The 18923-nt window shown below is 66.1% G+C and carries 17 protein-coding genes and 1 other RNA gene; 11 read left to right on the top strand and 7 right to left on the bottom strand.

Features of this window, described 5'->3' with window-relative positions; translation table 11 throughout:
* Positions 1-141 precede the first annotated feature (141 nt).
* Genes PNI01S_RS12965 through PNI01S_RS12955 form a run of 3 tightly spaced genes read left to right on the top strand, consistent with a single transcriptional unit; the run spans position 142 to position 4479 of the window.
* Entirely contained in the window at positions 142-1602 is a 1461-nt protein-coding gene (locus tag PNI01S_RS12965; RefSeq protein ID WP_065086209.1) for an amidase, read from the top strand.
* Positions 1603-1626: 24 nt separating this feature from the next.
* Entirely contained in the window at positions 1627-2946 is a 1320-nt protein-coding gene (locus PNI01S_RS12960) for a malonyl-CoA decarboxylase (RefSeq protein ID WP_065086210.1), read from the top strand.
* A gap of 9 nt (positions 2947-2955) precedes the next feature.
* Complete coding sequence (locus tag PNI01S_RS12955) at positions 2956-4479, top strand: malonate--CoA ligase (protein WP_084358384.1); 1524 nt, start codon at positions 2956-2958, stop codon at positions 4477-4479.
* Positions 4480-4603: 124 nt separating this feature from the next.
* Here the strand turns inward: PNI01S_RS12955 and PNI01S_RS12950 are convergent, their stop codons facing one another.
* Positions 4604-5581 (bottom strand): NADPH:quinone oxidoreductase family protein, encoded by a 978-nt coding sequence (locus PNI01S_RS12950; RefSeq protein WP_065086212.1) that lies wholly within the window; start codon positions 5579-5581, stop codon positions 4604-4606.
* A 159-nt stretch (positions 5582-5740) separates the two neighbouring features.
* Between PNI01S_RS12950 and PNI01S_RS12945 the strand changes: the two genes are divergently transcribed.
* The 4 genes from PNI01S_RS12945 (at position 5741) to PNI01S_RS12930 (ending at position 11313) form a co-directional block, all read left to right on the top strand.
* A complete protein-coding gene (locus PNI01S_RS12945; protein WP_037013440.1) occupies positions 5741-6154 on the top strand; it encodes a flagellar basal body-associated protein FliL in 414 nt (137 codons plus the stop codon).
* Positions 6155-6382: 228 nt separating this feature from the next.
* A complete protein-coding gene (locus PNI01S_RS12940) occupies positions 6383-7456 on the top strand; it encodes an HlyD family secretion protein (RefSeq protein WP_024765750.1) in 1074 nt (357 codons plus the stop codon).
* Entirely contained in the window at positions 7453-10185 is a 2733-nt protein-coding gene (rbbA, locus tag PNI01S_RS12935) for a ribosome-associated ATPase/putative transporter RbbA (RefSeq protein WP_024765749.1), read from the top strand. Before PNI01S_RS12940 ends, rbbA begins: the two co-directional genes overlap by 4 nt.
* Positions 10186-10188: 3 nt before the next feature.
* On the top strand, positions 10189-11313 hold the full coding sequence (locus PNI01S_RS12930; RefSeq protein WP_024765748.1) for an ABC transporter permease: 1125 nt from the start codon (positions 10189-10191) through the stop codon (positions 11311-11313).
* An 83-nt stretch (positions 11314-11396) separates the two neighbouring features.
* On the opposite strand, the gene PNI01S_RS12925 is transcribed toward PNI01S_RS12930, so the two are convergent.
* Together PNI01S_RS12925 and PNI01S_RS12920 are read right to left on the bottom strand one after the other, a co-directional pair.
* Entirely contained in the window at positions 11397-13289 is a 1893-nt protein-coding gene (locus PNI01S_RS12925; protein WP_024765747.1) for a sensor domain-containing diguanylate cyclase, read from the bottom strand.
* Positions 13290-13333: 44 nt separating this feature from the next.
* On the bottom strand, positions 13334-13795 hold the full coding sequence (locus tag PNI01S_RS12920) for an EVE domain-containing protein (RefSeq protein WP_024765746.1): 462 nt from the start codon (positions 13793-13795) through the stop codon (positions 13334-13336).
* Between the two features lie 308 nt (positions 13796-14103).
* On the opposite strand from PNI01S_RS12920, the gene PNI01S_RS28640 reads away from it, so the two are divergent.
* Positions 14104-14238 (top strand): hypothetical protein, encoded by a 135-nt coding sequence (locus PNI01S_RS28640; RefSeq protein ID WP_128082560.1) that lies wholly within the window; start codon positions 14104-14106, stop codon positions 14236-14238.
* A 24-nt stretch (positions 14239-14262) separates the two neighbouring features.
* Here PNI01S_RS28640 and PNI01S_RS12915 read toward each other — a convergent pair whose 3' ends face one another.
* From PNI01S_RS12915 to PNI01S_RS12900, 4 genes are all read right to left on the bottom strand, one after another.
* Positions 14263-14892 carry a 5-formyltetrahydrofolate cyclo-ligase gene (locus PNI01S_RS12915; protein ID WP_024765745.1) on the bottom strand — a complete coding sequence of 210 codons (630 nt, stop codon included), beginning with the start codon at positions 14890-14892 and terminating at the stop codon, positions 14263-14265.
* Between the two features lie 9 nt (positions 14893-14901).
* A non-coding RNA gene (gene ssrS, locus PNI01S_RS12910) (6S RNA) lies at positions 14902-15080 on the bottom strand.
* 32 nt (positions 15081-15112) lie between these two features.
* Positions 15113-15442: a cell division protein ZapA gene (locus PNI01S_RS12905; protein WP_024765744.1), complete on the bottom strand. Its 330-nt coding sequence runs from the start codon at positions 15440-15442 to the stop codon at positions 15113-15115.
* Positions 15439-15648 (bottom strand): TIGR02449 family protein, encoded by a 210-nt coding sequence (locus PNI01S_RS12900; RefSeq protein WP_017521390.1) that lies wholly within the window; start codon positions 15646-15648, stop codon positions 15439-15441. Before PNI01S_RS12900 ends, PNI01S_RS12905 begins: the two co-directional genes overlap by 4 nt.
* A gap of 182 nt (positions 15649-15830) precedes the next feature.
* Between PNI01S_RS12900 and PNI01S_RS12895 the strand changes: the two genes are divergently transcribed.
* From PNI01S_RS12895 to ubiH, 3 genes are read left to right on the top strand one after another with little or no spacing between them, the layout of a single operon-like run.
* Positions 15831-16385, top strand: a complete 555-nt coding sequence (locus PNI01S_RS12895; protein ID WP_024765743.1) for a UPF0149 family protein — start codon at positions 15831-15833, stop codon at positions 16383-16385.
* An 8-nt stretch (positions 16386-16393) separates the two neighbouring features.
* The gene (pepP, locus tag PNI01S_RS12890; protein ID WP_024765742.1) at positions 16394-17728 is read left to right on the top strand and encodes a Xaa-Pro aminopeptidase; all 1335 of its coding nucleotides are present in this window, start codon (positions 16394-16396) and stop codon (positions 17726-17728) included.
* Position 17729: 1 nt separating this feature from the next.
* A complete protein-coding gene (gene ubiH, locus PNI01S_RS12885) occupies positions 17730-18920 on the top strand; it encodes a 2-octaprenyl-6-methoxyphenyl hydroxylase (protein WP_084358383.1) in 1191 nt (396 codons plus the stop codon).
* Positions 18921-18923: the final 3 nt, after the last annotated feature.

The raw sequence follows: 18923 nt of genomic DNA, 5'->3' as shown, positions 1-18923 counted from the left end.
CGATGCACGCGTGCGCCAGCTCGGCGCAGCGGCATCGCTCGGCCTGAAGAACGCAACAAGCCTCGCCTGCCGGCGGGGTTGCTGAACCCGACATAGGCTTCCCATCTGCCGGAAGCTCCCGATGAAAGAAGGCCGCGCTCCATGAGCCAGTACAAGCACAACAACGAACTCGTCCAGCTCCAGGCCCATGAACTGGCCCAGCGCATCCGCCTGCGCCAGGTGTCCTGCCGCGAAGTTATGCAGGCACACCTGGCGCAGATCGAGCGCTACAACCCGGCGGTCAACGCCATCGTCAGCCTGCAGCCCGAAGAGCAGCTGCTCGCCGAAGCCGACCAGCGCGACGCCGAGCTGGCCCGCGGCGAATACCGTGGCTGGATGCACGGCCTGCCCCATGCGGTGAAGGACCTCTCGCTGACCCAGGGCATCCGCACCACCCTAGGCTCGCCGCTGTTCCGCGACTACGTGCCCGAGCGCGATGGCATCATGGTCGAGCGCATCCGCGCGGCCGGCGCCGTGCTGATTGGCAAGACCAACACCCCGGAATTCGGCCTCGGCTCGCACAGCTACAACCCGATCTTCGGCGCGACCGGCTGCGCCTACGCGCCCGACCGCACCGCCGGCGGCAGCAGCGGTGGCGCGGCGGCCGCGCTGGCGCTACAGATGGTCCCGGTGGCCGATGGCAGCGACATGATGGGTTCGCTGCGCAACCCGGCGGCGTTCAACAACATCGTCGGCTTCCGTCCGTCCCAGGGCCGCGTGCCCTTCGACGACAGCGCCGACCTGTTCATCGACCAGCTCGGCTACGAAGGCCCGATGGGCCGCAGCGTGCGTGACGTGGCGCTGCTGCTTTCGGTGCAGGCCGGCGGCGATGCCCGTGCCCCGCTGTCCATCGCCGAGAGTGGCGAGCAGTTCGCCGGCAGGCTGGAGCGCGACTTCAAGGGTGCGCGCCTGGGCTGGCTGGGCGACCTGGGCGGCCACCTGCCGATGGAGCGGGGTGTGCTGGAGCTGTGTCGCAAATCCTTCGCCGACTTCGAAGCCATTGGCTGCCACATCGAAGACACTGCCATGGGCTTCTCCGCCGAGCGTCTTTGGGACACCTGGCGCACCCTGCGTCACTGGATGGTCGCCGGCTCCCTCGGCGCGGCCTATACCGATCCTGCCAAGCGCGAACTGCTCAAGCCCGAGGCCATCTGGGAAGTGGAGAACGGCCTGAAGCTGTCCGCCATGGACGTGTTCCGCGCCTCCGCCGCGCGCAGCGACTGGTACCGCGCCATCAGCCAGCTGTTCGAGCGCTACGACTACCTGCTGCTGCCCAGCGCGCAACTGTTCCCGTTCGACAAGAGCTGGGACTGGCCGAAGGAAGTCGCCGGCAAGGCCATGGACACCTACCACCGCTGGATGGAGGTGGTGATTCCGGCCACCCTGTCCGGATGCCCGGTGGCCAACGTGTCGGTAGGCTTCAATGAACTGGGCTTGCCCATGGGCATCCAGATCATCGGCAAGCACCAGGCCGATATGGCCGTGCTGCAACTGGCCCACGCCTACGAGCAGGCTTCGCGCTGGTACCAGCGCTGCCCGCCGCCGATGCTGAAAGGCGACTGATTTATCCACAAGCGAGGGGGACGCATGAACATCAGCTTCTTCCAGGAACTGCTGCAGAGCATCAGCGAGCGCGGCCGGCAATTGCTGGAGTCGCGCGAGCCGGCGCCGGGCAATGCCCAGGCGCTGGCGCAGGCCTGCCGCAAACTGATCTCCGGCCATGGCGAGGCTTCCGGCGTGGCGCTGGCGCGGCAGGTGCTGTGCGCCTACCGCGACTGTCCGGAGGAGCAGCAGAAGGCTTTCTTCGACACGCTGCTCATGGACTTCGCGCCGCCTCATGACGCGCTGGCCGAAGCCTGCCAGCGCTATCTCGACGATCCTTCGTCGGCCAACACCACCCAGCTGTTCGAGGCCAGCGAACCACCGCGCCAGGAACTGTTCCGCCGCCTCAACCAGGCGCCGGGCGGCACCGCCGAGCTGATCGCCATGCGCCGCCGGTTGCTGGGGGAACTCAAGGGTAAACCCGAGTTGGCGGCCGTGGACCACGACCTGCAACACCTGCTGGCGTCCTGGTTCAACCGCGGCTTCCTGGTGCTGCGGCGCATCGACTGGTCGACCCCGGCGTCGATCCTGGAAAAGATCATCAAGTACGAGGCCGTCCACGCCATCAAGGACTGGGACGACCTGCGCAGCCGCCTGCAGCCGGCCGACCGCCGCTGCTTCGCCTTCTTCCACCCGGCGCTGGCGGAAGAACCGCTGATCTTCGTCGAGGTGGCGCTGACCCGCGCGATGCCGGGCGCGATTGCAGACATTCTCGAGCCGGCGACAGACGTTCAGCCGGCAGAGGAACCCGATACGGCGGTGTTCTATTCCATCAGCAACTGCCAGGACGGCCTGCGCGGCATTTCCTTCGGCAACTTCCTGATCAAGCAGGTGGTGGAAGAGCTGGCAAGGGAGATTCCCGGCCTGCGCCAGTACGTCACCCTGTCGCCGGTACCCGGTTTCCGTCGCTGGCTCGACGGCCTGGGCGACGACCCGCAACTGGGCGCGGCCGCCGCCGACCTGCTCAAGGCGCTCAAGCCCGACGCGCCGCCACCGCCGCGCACCGAGCAGCCGCTGCTGGCGCTGGCCGCCGAATATTTCCTGCACGCCAAGAACGGCGCCGGGCTGCCGCTGGACCCGGTGGCGCGCTTCCACCTCGGCAACGGTGCCCGCCTGGAGCGCCTGAACTGGCGTGGCGACCTCTCCGCCAGCGGCCTGCGCCAGGCAGCCGGGCTGATGGTCAATTACCGCTACGAACTGCGCCAGATCGAAAAGAACCACGAAGCCTACGCCAACCAGGGCGCGGTCGCGGCCTCACCCGAGGTGCGCAAGCTCGCGACGCTGTCGGCGAAAACAAAACGCTAGGACCTCACCATGAACCAGAGTCTTTTCGCCGAAGTCGGCAAACACCTGCCCAGCGACCTGTCCAAGCCCTTCATCCGCACCCCATTGGGTGGCGGCTACAGCTATGCCGACATGCTGCGCAGCACTTCGCAGTTCGCCCATGCGCTGGTGGAACTCGGCGTGCAGCCGGGCGACCGCGTGGCCGTGCAGGTCGACAAGAGCCCCGAGACGGTGATGCTCTACCTCGCCGTACTGCGCGTCGGCGCGGTCTACCTGCCGCTCAACAGCGGCTACACCGGCGACGAGCTGCGCTACTTCCTCGACGACGCTGAGCCTTCGCTGTTCGTCTGCGCGCCGGCCTTTGAAGCCCAGGCCCGCGAACTGGCCGAAGCCAGCGGTGTGGCTCGTGTGGCGACCCTGGGCGACCAGGTCGACGGCTCGCTGATGGACGCCGTGCATGGCAAGCCGGGGCGCTTCGTCGACGTGCCGCGCGCCTCCAGCGACCTCGCCGCGATCCTCTATACCTCCGGCACCACCGGGCGTTCCAAGGGGGCGATGATCAGCCACGGCAACCTCGTCTCCAACGCCCGCGCACTGGTGGATGCCTGGCAGATTACCGGCGAGGACTGGCTGCTCCATGCCCTGCCGATCTTCCATATCCACGGCCTCTTTGTGGCCTGCAACAGCCTGCTGATGGCGGGCGGTTCGATGCTCTTCCTCAGCAAGTTCGACGCCGCGCAGATGCTCCGCCTGCTGCCCCAGGTGAACCTGCTGATGGGTGTTCCGACTTTCTACACCCGCCTGCTCGACCAGCCCGGCCTGACCCGCGAGGCGGTGGCGCACATGCGCCTGTTCATTTCCGGCTCCGCGCCGCTCACCGCCGAGACCCACAAGGCGTTCTCCGAGCGCACCGGCATGGCGATCCTCGAGCGCTACGGCATGACCGAGACGGGCATGAACACCTCCAACCCGCTGGATGGCGAGCGCATCGCCGGCACCGTCGGCTTCCCGCTGCCGGGCGTCGAGCTGCGCATCACCGATCCTTCGCAGTCCGAGCCGGCCCCGCTGCCCCAGGGTGAGCCGGGGATGATCGAGGTGCGTGGGCCGAACGTGTTCCAGGGCTACTGGCGCATGCCGGAGAAGACCGCCGAGGAGCTGCGCGCAGACGGCTACTTCATGACCGGCGATATCGGTTTCATCGACGACAAGGGCTATGTGCAGATCGTCGGCCGCAACAAGGACATGATCATCAGCGGCGGCTTCAACGTTTATCCCAAGGAGCTGGAGGAAATCCTCGACACCCTGCCGGGCGTGGTCGAGTCGGCGGTGATCGGCGTGCCGCACCCGGACTTCGGCGAGGGCGTCACCGCCGTACTGGTGGCCACCCAGGGCCAGGCGCCGAGCGAGGCCCAGGTACTCGCCGCGCTGGATGGCAAGCTGGCGCGCTTCAAGCAGCCCAAGCGGGTGATGGTGGTCGATGCGCTGCCGCGCAATGTGATGGGCAAGGTGCAGAAGAACGTACTGCGCGAGCAGTTCAAGGCGCTGTATTCCTGAACCCGGAGTCTCCCTGTAGGAGCGGGCTGCGCCCGCGATCGCGCGCATGGCACGCTCCTACAGGTTTTGCTCCGACGTGAAAAAGCCCCGCTGATGCGGGGCTTTTTCATGTCGCGGGCAGCGATCAGCGAACGGTCACCACCACCTTGCCCACGGCCTTGCGCTGGCCCAGGTGATTGATGGCATCGGCAGCCTTGTCCAGCGGGTAGGTCTGCGACACCAGCGGCTTGATCCTGCCTTCGGCGAACCAGGCGAACAGCTGCTGGAAGTTCGCCGCGTTGTCCTGCGGCTGGCGCTGGGCGAAGGAGCCCCAGAACACGCCGACCAGGGACGCGCCTTTGAGCAGGGTAAGGTTGGCCGGCAGCGACGGAATGGTGCCGCTGGCGAAGCCGACCACCAGCATGCGGCCGTTCCAGGCGATGGAGCGGAAGGCTTCCTCGAACAGGTCGCCGCCGACCGGGTCGTAGATCACGTCCACGCCCTGGCCGCCGGTGATTTCCTTGAGCTTGTCCTTCAGGCTGCCTTCGCTGTAGTTGATCAGCACGTCGGCACCGGCGGCCTTGGCCACTTCCAGCTTGGCTTCGCTGCTGGCGGCGGCGATTACCTTGGCGCCCATCGCCTTGCCGATTTCCACGGCAGCCAGGCCCACGCCACCGGAGGCGCCGAGCACCAGCAGGGTCTCGCCCGGCTGCAGGTTGGCGCGTTGCTTGAGTGCGTGCATGGAGGTGCCGTAGGTCATGCCGAAGGCAGCGGCGCTGGCGAAGTCCATGCCGTCGGGAATCGGCATCACGCTGTAGCCGGGCACCGCGACTTCCTCGGCGAAGCTGCCCCAGCCGGTCAGCGCCATCACGCGGTCGCCGGGCTTCACATGGGTGACTTTCTCGCCGACTGCGCCGACTACGCCGGCAGCCTCGCCACCCGGGGAGAACGGGAAGGGCGGTTTGAACTGGTATTTGCCCTCGATGATCAGCGTATCGGGGAAGTTAACCCCGGCGGCATGCACCTGCAGCAGGACTTCGTTCTTCTTCGGCTCGGGGCTGGCGATGTCTTCCAGCACCAGGGTTTCGGCGGGGCCGAAGGCTTTGCACAGCACGGCTTTCATTCGAAGTACTCCGTTGGCGGGTTCTTGTTTCCGAGTGGGGCAGTGTAGGAGTGCAGTGGCAGGGGGCAAATCACCATGGTCTGGGCTTATGCCCCGATATAGCTTGGGCGGCGGCGCGACTGTGGCTATCCTTTGCCCATCGAATCCGGAGACATCGCCTTGAGAGCTTTCCTCGCCCTGTTGCTGGTCCTTTCCTTCAGCCCCTTCGTCATCGCCTCCGAGTCCGAAGAGGCCAAGCCGGAAGACGCCAACAAGCCGGTCTTCGTCGACCTGACGCCGGCCCTGGTGGGTAACTACGGCAGCGGTCCGCGGCTGAAGTACTTCAAGGCCGACATCGCCCTGAAGGTCATCGGCAAGGAAGCGTCGGAGAAGGTCGAGCACCACGAGCCGCTGATCCGCAACCAACTGGTGATGCTGTTTGCCCAGCAAACGGATGAATCCCTCGGCAGCGTCGACGGCAAGGAAAAACTGCGTCAGGAAGCGTTGAAACAGGTGCAGACCGTGCTGCAGCAGGAAGAGGGCAAGCCACTGGTCGACGACCTGCTGTTCAACAATCTGATCGTCCAGCCCTGAGCGCTTCCAGGGGCGTCTGCATGAGCGCAACTCATCTGCGCACCGCAGGCGCTTCCGTTTTCCGGCTGCGGCCACTCGCCGCAATGCCGGTCTGAAAGTCCCGCCGTGCAAGGCGCATAGGAAATTTCCTCTGCGTGCCTGACCTGAATCAAACCCCATTTGCCGCCGGTCGCCGAACATCCCCTCATGATTCGCTCGAATTCGAGCGCCTGGACAAGGGGAAATCGGATGACAGGAAACGCAAAAAGCTGGCGCACCCGCGGTCTCGCGGTGCTGGTGGCGGCCGTGCTCGCCGCGCTGGCCTGGCAGACGTTCAAGCCGACCGGGCTGGGCCAAGGTTTTGCCAGCGGCAACGGACGCATCGAGGCCACCGAGGTGGACGTCGCGACCAAGCTCGCCGGGCGGGTGGCGGAAATCCTCGTGGACGAAGGCGACTTCGTGAAGACCGGCCAGGTCGTCGCGCGCATGGATACCCAGGTGCTCAAGGCCCAGCTGGCACAGGCCGAGGCCGAGGTGCGGCGGGCGCAGAACGCCAAGCTCACCGCCGAGTCCCTGGTGGCCCAGCGGCACAGCGAGAAGGCCACCGCCGAAGCCATGGTCGCCCAGCGCCAGGCCGAGCTCACCGCTGCGCAGAAGCGCTTCACCCGCACCGAGCAGCTGGTCAAGCGCAACGCCCTGCCGCAACAGCAACTCGACGATGACCGCGCTGCCCTGCAGAGCTCCCAGGCGGCGCTGGCCGCTTCGCGCTCCCAGGTCATCTCGGCTCAGGCCAGCATCGCTGCTGCCAGCTCCCAGGTAATCGAGGCGCAGTCGGCCATCGAGGCCGCCACTGCTAGCACCGTGCGCCTGCAGGCCGACATCGACGACAGCGACCTCAAGGCCCCGCGCAACGGCCGCGTGCAGTACCGCGTGGCGCAGCCGGGCGAGGTCCTGCCGGCCGGCGGCAAGCTGCTCAACATGGTCGACCTGGCCGATGTCTACATGACCTTCTTCCTGCCGTCCGGCCAGGCCGGCAAGGTCGAGCTGGGACAGGAAGTGCACCTGGTGATCGATGCGGTGCCGGAGTACGTGATCCCAGCCAAGGTGTCCTACGTCGCCAGCGTCGCGCAGTTCACGCCCAAGACCGTGGAGACTGCCAACGAGCGCGAGAAGCTGATGTTCCGCGTCAAGGCGCGCCTCGATCCGGGCCTGCTGGAGAAGTACATCACCTACGTGAAGACCGGCGTGCCGGGCATGGCCTATCTGCGCCTCGACCCGCAGGTGGAATGGCCGGCTGACCTGCAGATCAAGGTCCCGCAATGAGCGGCGCCGGCTGCGTGGCGCATCTCACCGGCGTCTCGCTGCGCTACGGCGAGACCCGCGCGGTGGACGACGTCAGCCTGGCAATCCCGGCCAACCGCATGGTCGGCCTGATCGGCCCGGATGGCGTCGGCAAGTCCAGCCTGCTGGCGCTGCTGGCCGGCGCGCGGAAGATGCAGGACGGCGAGATCCAGGTGCTCGGCGGCGACATGCGCGATGTGCGCCATCGCCGCGCCGTGTGCCCGCGCATCGCCTACATGCCGCAAGGCCTGGGCAAGAACCTCTACCCGACGCTCTCGGTGTTCGAAAACGTCGATTTCTTCGGTCGCCTGTTCGGCCACGACAAGGCCGAGCGCGAGCGGCGCATCGCCGATCTGTTGCAGAGCACCGGGCTGGCGCCTTTCGCCGAGCGGCCGGCGGGCAAGCTGTCCGGTGGCATGAAGCAGAAGCTCGGGCTGTGCTGCGCGCTGATCCATGACCCCGACCTGCTGATCCTCGACGAACCCACCACCGGCGTCGACCCGCTGTCGCGCAACCAGTTCTGGGAATTGATCGGCCGTATCCGCGCCGGTCGCGAAGGCATGAGCGTGCTGGTGGCCACCGCTTACATGGAGGAGGCCGAGCGCTTCGACTGGCTGGTGGCGATGGACGAGGGCAAGGTGCTCGCCACCGGGACGCCCGCCGAATTGCGCGAGCAGACATCGACGCAGAACCTCGAGGAGGCGTTCATTGCGCTGCTGCCCGAGAGCAAGCGAGCCGGCCACCACAAGCTGGTGATTCCCCCGCGTCCGCAGAATGACGGTGCAGCGCAGATCGCCATCGAAGCCGAGGGGCTGACCTGTCGCTTCGGCGATTTCGTCGCGGTGGACCATGTGAGCTTCCGCATCGAGCGCGGGGAAATCTTCGGCTTCCTCGGTTCCAACGGCTGTGGCAAGTCCACCACCATGAAGATGCTTACCGGCCTGTTGCCGGCCAGCGAAGGCACCTGCGCGCTGTTCGGCCAGCCGGTCAACGCCAACGATATGGAGACTCGCCGCCGTGTGGGCTACATGTCCCAGGCGTTCTCGCTGTACGCCGAGCTGACGGTGCTGCAGAACCTCGAACTGCACGCGAAACTCTTCCACCTTCCGGCCGACGAGATCGGTCCGCGCGTCGAGGAAATGCTCCAGCGCTTCGACCTCGGCAAGGTCCGCAACGAACTGCCCGACAGCCTGCCGCTGGGCATCCGCCAGCGCCTGTCGCTGGCCGTGGCGGTGATCCACAAGCCGGAAATCCTGATCCTCGACGAGCCCACCTCGGGTGTCGACCCGGTGGCCCGCGACGGCTTCTGGGAGCTGATGGTGGAGCTGTCGCGCAACGATGGCGTGACCATCTTCATTTCCACCCACTTCATGAACGAGGCCGAGCGCTGCGACCGCATCTCGCTGATGCACGCCGGCAAGGTGCTCGACAGCGACACCCCGCAGGGATTGATCGACAAGCGCGGCCTGCCCACGTTGGAGGCTACCTTCATCGCTTATCTGGAAGAAGCCGCCGGCAGCGCGCCAGTGCCGGAAACGGCACCTGCTTCAGAGCCGACCACTGAATCCACGCGCTACAAGGGTAGCGATCGGTTCAGCTGGCTGCGCCTGTTCAGCTATGCGCGGCGCGAGGCCATGGAGCTGCGCCGCGACCCGATCCGCCTGACCCTGGCGCTGGTCGGCACGGCGCTGCTGATGTTCATCATCGGCTATGGCATCAACATGGACGTCGAGGACCTGACCTACGCCGTGCTCGACCGCGACCAGACCACCACCAGCCAGGCCTACGCGCTGAACATCGCCGGCTCGCGCTACTTCATCGAGAAGCAGGCGATCCAGGACCCGGACGACCTGGAGCGGCGCTTGCGCAGCGGCGACATCAGCCTGGCGGTGGAGATCCCGCCGAACTTCGGCCGCGACCTCAAGCGTGGCGCCGACCCGGCCATCGGCGTGTGGATCGACGGCGCCATGCCGACCCGCGCCAACACTGTGCTCGGCTACGTGCAGGGGCTGCATGCCAGTTACCTCGCCGACAGGCAAAAAGGCAACGCTGCTTCTACCGGTGCGGCGGCCAGCACCGAGGTGCGCTACCGCTACAACCCGGACGTGGAGAGCCTGAAAGCCATGGTGCCGGCGGTGATCCCGCTGCTGCTGATCATGATCCCGGCGATGCTCACCGCCCTGGGCGTGGTGCGCGAGAAGGAGCTGGGCTCGATCACCAACCTCTATGTCACGCCGGTCACGCGCCTGGAGTTCCTGCTGGGCAAGCAGCTGCCCTACATCGGCATGGGCATGATCAACTTCGTGCTGATGCTGGCGATGGCCGTGCTGCTGTTCCAGGTGCCGCTCAAGGGCAGCTTCCTCGCACTGCTGGTCGGCGCGTTCCTCTACGTGGTGACCAGCACGGGGCTGGGGCTGCTGCTCTCGACCTTCATGAAGAGTCAGATCGCCGCGGTATTCGGTACGGCCATCGCCACCATGATCCCGGCGATCCAGTTCTCCGGGCTGATCCACCCGGTGTCGTCGCTGGAAGGCGCGGCGGCCTTCGTTGGCCAGCTCTACCCGACCTCGCACTTCCTCATCATCAGCCGGGGGGCCTTCTCCAAGGCACTGGGCTTCCCCGATCTGTGGGTCTACTACCTGCCGCTGGCAGCGATGATCGTGGTGCTGACGCTACTCAGCGTGGCCTGCCTGAAGAAGCAGGAGGACTGAGCCATGAAGAAGCTGTCGAACATCTTCAATCTCGGTATCAAGGAATTCCGCAGCCTGGGCCGCGACTACGCGATGCTGATCCTGATCGCCTGGGCCTTCACCCTGGGCGTCTACAGCTCCGCGACCGGCGTACCGGAAACCTTGCACCATGCGCCCATCGCCATCGTCGACGAGGACCAGTCGCAGCTCTCCTCGCGCATCGTCAACGCCTTCCAGCCGCCGTATTTCCGCACGCCGGAGATGATCGGCCACGCGGAGATGGACCGGGGCATGGACGTCGGCCTGTACACCTTCACCCTGGACATCCCGCCGGACTTCCAGCGCGACGTGCTGGCCGGGCGGCAGCCGGCGATCCAGGTCAACGTCGATGCGACGCAGACCGGCCAGGCCTTCTCGGGCGCCGGCTACATCCAGAACATCGTCGGTACCGAGGTGCGCGAATTCGTCAGCCGCTACCGCGCCGAGGCGGCGATGCCGGCGGAGCTGGCGGTGCGCATGGAGTTCAACCCGAACCTGACCCAGGCCTGGTTCGGCGCGGTGATGGAGGTGATCAACCAGATCACCATGCTGTCGATCATCCTCACCGGCGCCGCGCTGATCCGCGAGCGCGAGCACGGCACCGTCGAGCACCTGCTGGTGATGCCGCTGACCGCCTTCGAGATCATGATGGCCAAGGTCTGGTCCATGGGTACCGTGGTGCTGGTGGCGGCGGCCATTTCGCTGCAACTGGTGGTGCGCGGCTGGCTGGACGTGCCGATCAGCGGTTCGGTGGGACTGTTCCTGCTGGGCGCGGCGTTGCACCTGTTCGCCACCACGTCCATGGGCATCTTCCTTGGCACCGTGGCTCGCTCGATGCCGCAGCTGGGGCTGCTGGTGATCCTCACCCTGATGCCGTTGCAGATCCTCTCCGGCGGCACCACGCCACGCGAGAGCATGCCGGAGCTGGTGCAGACCATCATGCTGGCGGCGCCGACCACGCACTTCGTCAGTCTGGCCCAGGCGATTCTTTATCGTGGGGCCGACCTGTCCATCGTCTGGCCACAGCTGCTGGCCATCGTCGGTATCGGCGCGGCGTTCTTCGCGGGCGCCTTGTGGCGCTTCCGCCGGACCATCGGGCAGATGGCCTGACGGAGTCACAGAGCCGGCTTTCTCTGTAGCGGCTGGTCTCCCTCAGGGAGAGGCAGCCGTACGCTACGGCTGATGCAAAGGGGTCATCCTGCGCCGAACGGTCCCCTCTCCCTGAGCGAGAGGGGCAGGGCGAGGGGCTCTTCCAGCGGCCAAACGCACGTCTGATTCCGCCCCTTGTGCTTGGCCGCATACAACGCCTGGTCGGCCTGCGCGATCAATTGGTCCGGCTCGGTGTCCTGCCCCGGCGTGGCGATGGCCAGGCCGATACTCATCGTCAGTCGCCCCAGCTCTGCGGCGGGGTGTGCGATGCCCATCTCGGCGACCCGCCGATGAATGCGCGCAGCGACGTGGCTGGCGCCTTCCAGGCCGGTGTCGGTAAGAATGATGACGAACTCCTCGCCGCCGTAACGGCAGGCCACGTCGCCCTCGCGCTGCAAACATTCCTGCAGGCAACTGGCGAGGCGCCGCAATGCGTCGTCGCCGGCCAGGTGGCCGAGGCAGTCGTTGAAGCGCTTGAAGTGGTCAACGTCGAGCATCAGCACCGCCAGCGGCGCATCGGCCCGGCGCAGGCGGCGCCATTCGCTCTGCAACTGACGGTCGAAGTAGCGGCGGTTGTACAACCCGGTCAGCCCGTCCTGCTGTGACAGCTTCTGCAACTGTGCCTCGAGCTGCAGGCGCTCGCTGTTATCGCGGGCCACGGCGATCAGGTAGTCGCGGTCGCCCTGGTGGATCAGCTGGGTATTGATCTCCGCCGGCTGCAGGCTGCCGTCGCGGCGCTGCATCTCGCGCTGGAAGATCATCGACAGATTCAGTCGGTGTGCCTGCTGTACCAGCTGGATCCAGGCGTGGAAACCGGGGATCAGCCGTTCGGGGTCATCGCGCAGCAGGTGGCGGAACTCATCGGCGCTGTAGCCCAGAGCATTGTAGGTAGCGCGGTTCATGTGCAGCAGCTCGCGGTGCTGCAGATCGAAGATGAATAGCGCGTCGCGACTGGAGTCGGTGAGGTCCAGCGCCAGCTGCAGGCGTTCGCGGCTCTCGTGCAGGGTGGCCTCGACGGACTGGCGCTGTTCCGCCTCCTGGTTGAGCAGTTGGTTGCTGGCGCTCAGGGCGGTGGCGCGGCGGGCGTTCTCTCGAGCGAGGAACAGCGCTGCCACCAGCAGGAGGCTGATCGCGACGCCGCCGCCAAAAACCACCAGCGGCAACGGCGAGGACAGTGACCTGACCAGTTGCGCCGTCGGGCTGAGTTCCAGTTCGAAGCTGCGGTTGTTGAGCAGGCGCAGCGGTACGCGCAGGGTCTGCTCGGCATCGCTGTCGGGCTGCTCGCGCACGTAGAGCGGGCGGCCATGCTCCAGCAGACGGACGGAAAAAAGCTGGTTGTCGAGTTGTTGCAGCAGGTTGTCCATGAGGTTGCCGACGCGAAATACACCCTGCATGAACCCGTCGAATTGCAGCTCATTGTCCGCGCCACGGATGAATACCGGCGTATACAGTACGAAGCCGCGGCCGCCCTGGAGCAGCTCCACACTGTCGCTCAGGCGCGGCTTGCCGCTGTTGCGGGCAGCGATGGCGGTGTCGTAGTTGGGGTGACGGTCGGTGAGGTGGAAGCCCAGCGCCGCCTCGTTGCCTTGCAAGGGTTCCAGCCAGCGGATGCGCAGGTCCGGCCCTGACCACTGGATCGACTGGTAGCCCGGGAAGCTGCGCACGTAGAAGCGTGCATCCAACTCCCATTCGGCACGGGGCATGCGGCCGTGGTGGGTCCACAGTTGGGCAAGCAGGTCCAGGCCTTGGACCTGCTCGTGAAGGTTGGCTTCCAGCTGGTGCGCCAGGCTGCGCCCCTGGTAGACCAGGCGCTCCTGCACGCGTTGGCGTTCGCTGCTTGCCAACTCCTTGCCCAGCCAGGCGCTGGCGAGCAGGAGCACGCAGAGCAGACCGCCAAGCCCGAGATAGGTAGCGAGAGAGGACTGAAGGCGGCGCATACGGCGAATTCCGGGGGCTTCAGTAACCTAATAGCACAATGCCTCTACTTGCGCGCCAGGCCGACGACGATCGCCCACTGTTCGGCGGTGACCGGCATCACCGACAGGCGGCTGCCCTTCTGCACCAGGGGCATTTCTTCCAGTCCCGCCTGGGCTTTCAGGGTGCCCAGTGGCAAGACCGACGCGAAGGCCTCGACAAAGCCTACGTCGCGAGCTGTCCACGGATTCTTCTGCTCGCTGGCCTTGGGGTCGTGGTAGTGGCTTTTCGGGTCCAGTGCGGTCGGGTCCGGGTAGGCCTCGCCTTGAATCTCAGCAATGCCGGCAATGCCCGGCTCCGGGCAACTGGAGTGGTAGAAGAGGAACAGATCGCCCGGCTGCATGCTGCGCATGAAGTTGCGTGCCTGGTAGTTGCGCACGCCGTCCCAGCGCGCGGACTTCAGGCGCTGGAGGTCGTGGATCGAAAGTTCGTCGGGCTCGGATTTCATCAGCCAGTAAGCGCGTGCCATCCGCGAGGGTCTCCTTGTGCGTGGCGGGTCGTGATCGCTTTTTATTAAAGATAGGTGTTTCCCTGCGACAAGCTGCCGGCTCGCCGGAAACAAAATGTAGGAAGAATATGTAGGAATATCGGCATGAACATTGCCTGAAAGTGCCGGGAGTTTCGGGGGTGGCCGATCCTCCGACGACCGGTTGGCGCCAGAATTGCGAGACGCCCTGCATTGTCGGAAAATGCCGCCGTTTTTAGCTTGGCCTGCCGGACGGACCAAAAACCACCGCCGGCCGTCATGAACAATTGCCTGGAAGGGGGAGGCAATCGATGAAGCGCAAGCCTGATCTTTTGTGGGTGTTGGTAATACTTTTCGGTCTGGGTGTCGTCACGACCGGTTACACCCAGAGCCTGTGGGAACAACGCCAGGGCAACGCCCCGGTGCAGGTCACCCAGCAGCCCTGATTCGCCGGGGCGCTATCGAGACGGCTATCGCAAGGACCGCGATGCCGTAGCGAGACGGCCATACCAGCCGCCATCCGTCACAATGCCCATCAGCGGCACATCCCAGCTCGCCAGCTCCAGCTTATCGACCTTCTGGCATTCATGCGCCAGGCCCAAAAGCGTCGGTTTCTGCCAATTTTTGCGCATTCCCAGGTAGGCCAGGGTCCGGTCGTAGAACCCCTTGCCCATGCCCAGCCGGCCGCCTTGCGGATCGAAGCCCACCAGTGGCAGCAACAGCAGGTCCAGCGCCCAGGCCGGGCGTTGGCGCCGACGGTCGGCCTGCGGTTCGGCGATGTCGAAGCGATTGCGTACCCAGCGCTCACCAATGCCGACCTGCTGGAAGGTCATGTGCGTGCGTGGCCAGTCCGAGAGCACTGGCAGGTAGGTCGCCTTGCCACGCTGCTGCGCAGCCTTCATCAGGGGACGCGGGTCGATCTCGCCGTCAGCCGGCAGATACAACGCAATGTGCTTGGCCCGGCGAAACAGCGGATGTTGCGCAAGCTGGCGGTACAGGGCCTGGGCGGCGAGGCGTTGCTGAAGGGGCGTGAGTGCGCGTCTGGCCTGGCGCAGCTGGCGGCGCAGGGCAGGGCGGGAAAGACCATCAGAATGGATCATGGAAGGGTAAAGCTCCCCGGACATGCCGCTGTCGGGTTAGCCCTTGAACCCGAGAGTTCAAGGTGGTGGTTGCAGTAGGCTTTAAGGCTTTCCGTCGTGCGGACATGCACACCAGCCCAACTGGCAACCCCCGTTGTTGCAATTATCGGCTCAGGGACATCACCGACTGGCCAACACACCAGGGAGCGAGACGGATTATACCCCAAGGAAATTTCCGGGGTCAGACTTCACCCTGCTCTTTATCGGTGGTAAGGGGTTCGGTCGTCAGTGCACGGTCCACGCGTTCGAGCAGTTCACGCACGCGCTCGCGGGTGGAACCGCTGTCCTGCTCGACGCGCTCCTGCTTGTGCAGCAGGTCGTGGGTGATGTTCAGCGCGGCCATCACCGCGACGCGGTCGGCACCGATCACCTTGCCGCTGGAGCGGATCTCGCGCATCTTGCTGTCCAGATAGCGCGCGGCGCTTTCCAGGTTGACGCGCTCGTCCGGAGGGCAGGCGATGCAGTACTCCTTGTCGAGGATTTGGACGTTCAGGGTATTCGACTGGCTCATGAGTCCTGCTCCAGGGCTTTAAGACGCAAAATCATCGCTTCGACCTTCTGCCGAGCCAAATCGTTCTTCTCGATCAGATGGGCGCGTTCTTCCCGCCAGCTTTTCTCGTTCGCCCGCAGCAGCCGGTTCTCGGCCTTGAGCTGTTCCAGGCGCTGGAGCAGCAGGTCGAACTTGGCGATCAGCGCGTGCAGGTCGGCGTCTTCCATGGGCTCTCGCTTGGGAGTTGCTTAAGTAATCGAGAACTATATAGGACTGCCGTGGGGGTGGGTCAACGCACGGCGGCCCGACGAGTCGTCACATGGTCTTGCGGTGTGCGCCGGTGCTAGGATAACGGACCCTATTCTATGCGCGGCGCCTGATGGCGCCTAGCCGTCACCCGGGTTCGATCATGTCCACTTCCAGCTCCGCCTACACCGCTTTCGCCGCCCTGCTTGCCGAGGCTGCCCTGCCCATTTCCCCTGCCGAACTGCACGGCCACCTGCTCGGTCGCGTCTGCGCCGGCAGTGGCTTCGACCAGGCAGAATGGCTGCAGGCCGCCAGCGACCTGCTCGGCGGCGAGCCGGGCGAACGCCTGAGCGCGGCCCTCGGCGGCCTGCTGGGCATGGTCCAGCAGGACTTCAGCCAGGGCGAGATGGCCGTGGTGCTGATGCTGCCCAACGACGACGCGCCGCTGGCCGAGCGCGCCGTGGCCCTGGGCCAGTGGTGCCAGGGCTTCCTCGCCGGCTTCGGCCTGGCGCTGCGTGCCCCCAGCCTGTCGGACGAAGCCGACGAAGTGCTGCAGGACATCGCCGCCATCGCCCAGGTCGGCGGCCAGCTGGAAGAATCCGAAGATGGCGAGGCCGACTACATGGAAGTGCAGGAATACCTGCGCGTGGCCCCGCTGCTGCTGTTCTCCGAATTCGGCAAGGTGCCGGCACCGGCCGAGAAACCCTCCCTGCATTGAGGTCGCGCATGATCCGTATCGCCAAGTCGGAATACGCCCGTCGTCGCAAGGCGCTGATGGCGCAGATGGAACCCAACAGCATCGCCATTCTCCCGGCGGCGCCGATGTACATCCGCAACCGCGACGTCGAGCACGTCTACCGCCAGGACAGCGACTTCCAGTACCTCACCGGCTTCCCCGAGCCGGAAGCGGTGCTGGCGCTGATTCCCGGTCGCGAGCACGGCGAGTACGTGCTGTTCTGCCGCGAGCGCGATCCGGAGCGTGAACTCTGGGATGGCCTGCGCGCCGGCCAGGACGGTGCCATCGGCACCTTCGGCGCCGACGATGCCTTCCCCATCGGCGATATCGACGACATCCTGCCGGGCCTGATCGAAGGCCGCGACCGCGTGTATTACGCGCTGGGCGCCAACCAGGAGTTCGACCGTCGTCTGATGGACTGGATCAACGTGATCCGCTCCAAGGCGCGCCAGGGTGCGCAGCCGCCGAACGAGTTCGTCGCCCTCGACCATCTGCTGCACGACCAGCGCCTGTACAAGAGCGCCGGTGAGGTGAAGGTGATGCGCTACGCCGCGGAAGTCTCCGCCGGCGCCCATATCCGCGCCATGCAGGCCTGCCGTCCGGGACTTTACGAGTACCACCTGGAAGCCGAGCTGGAATACGCCTTCCGCCTGGGCGGCGCGAAGATGCCGGCCTACGGCTCCATCGTCGCCGCCGGCCGCAACGCCTGCATCCTGCATTACCGGGAGAACGACGCACAGATCAAGGATGGCGACCTGATCCTGATCGACGCCGGGTGCGAGATCGACTGCTACGCCAGCGACATCACCCGCACCTTCCCCGCCAGCGGCGTGTTCAGTCCCGAGCAGAAGGCCATCTACCAACTGGTGCTGGACGCGAACATGGCCGCGTTCGACTACATCGCCCCCGGCCGCCACTGGAACGAAGCCCACGAGGCCACCGTGCGGGTCATCACCGCCGGACTGGTGGAACTGGGCCTGCTCAAGGGCGACGTCGACGAACTGATCGAGCGCGAAGCCTACAAGGCCTTCTACATGCACCGTGCCGGCCACTGGCTGGGCATGGACGTGCACGACGTCGGCGAATACCGCGTCGGCGGCGAATGGCGCGTGCTCGAACCGGGCATGGCGATGACCGTCGAACCGGGTATCTACATCGCCCCGGACAACACCGACGTGCCGAAGAAGTGGCGCGGCATCGGCGTGCGCATCGAGGATGACGTGGTGGTGACCAAGACTGGCTGCGAAGTGCTGACCAACGGCGTGCCGAAAACCGTTGCCGAGATCGAAGCGCTGATGGCCGAAGCCAAGGCCCAGGCCGCCTGACATGCAACGTATGCAACTGGCCATCATCGGTGGCGGACTCGTCGGCGCGAGCCTTGCGCTGATTCTCCAGGCCGGCGCCCGCGCGCGCGGCTGGCAGATCGTGCTGGTCGAGCCCTTCGCCCCTGGCGACGCCTACCAGCCGAGCTATGACGCGCGCTCCTCGGCGCTGTCCTTCGGCAGCCGGCAGATCTACGAGCGCCTGGGGCTCTGGCAGCAGATCGCTCAGCGTGCCGAGCCCATCACCCAGATCCATGTGTCCGACCGCGGCCGCTTCGGCGCCGCGCGCCTGACCGCGGTGGAAGAGGGCGTTCCGGCGCTGGGCTACGTGGTCGAGAACGCCTGGCTCGGCCAATGCCTGTGGCATGCGCTGGACCCGGAAGTGGTGAGCTGGCGCTGCCCGGCCGAAGTACGCCGGATGGACGCCCTGGGCGATGGCTACCGCCTGACCTTGGACGACGACTCGCAGCTGGATTGCGACCTCGCCGTGCTGGCCGATGGCGGCCGTTCCGGCCTGCGCGAGCAACTGGGCATCAACGTGCGTTCCTCGTCCTATGGGCAGACCGCGCTGATCGCCAACGTCAGCCCGTCCGAGGCCCATCGCGGCCAAGCCTTCGAACGCTTCACCGAAAACGGCCCGCTGGCCCTGCTGCCGCTGCCGCTGCCGGAAAACCGTTGCGCGCTGGTCTGGACCCGCAATGGCCGTGACGCCGAGCGCCTGCGCGAGCTGCCCGATGCGGCCTTCCTCGCCGAGTTGCAGGAGGCCTTCGGCTACCGCCTGGGCACCCTGCGCCAGGTTGGCGTGCGCCATGGCTACCCGCTGAGCCTGACCGAGGCCGACGAACAGATTCGCCCGCACCTCGTGGTGCTGGGCAACGCAGCCCACAGTCTGCATCCCATTGCCGGGCAGGGTTTCAACCTGTCGCTGCGCGATGCCAAGGCACTGGGCGACCGCCTGCTGCAGGAAGACGCTGCGCCGGGCGATTTCTCCGTACTGCAGCGTTACCTGGACGGCCAGCGTCTCGACCAGCAGATGACCGTCGGCTTCTCCGACCGCGTCACCCGCCTGTTCTCCAACGACCAGCCGTTGCTGGCCACCGGCCGCAACATCGGCCTGCTCGGCCTTGACCTGCTGCCGCCGGCCAAACGCTGGTTCGCCCGCCAGGCCATGGGCCTGGGCGCCCGGCCGGTCTGATTC

This window comes from Pseudomonas nitroreducens NBRC 12694 (assembly GCF_002091755.1).
In the GTDB taxonomy this organism is placed as follows: domain Bacteria; phylum Pseudomonadota; class Gammaproteobacteria; order Pseudomonadales; family Pseudomonadaceae; genus Pseudomonas; species Pseudomonas nitroreducens.
The sequence above is the reverse complement of the archived record's forward strand: the minus strand, read 5'-3'. Positions and strand labels throughout refer to the sequence as shown.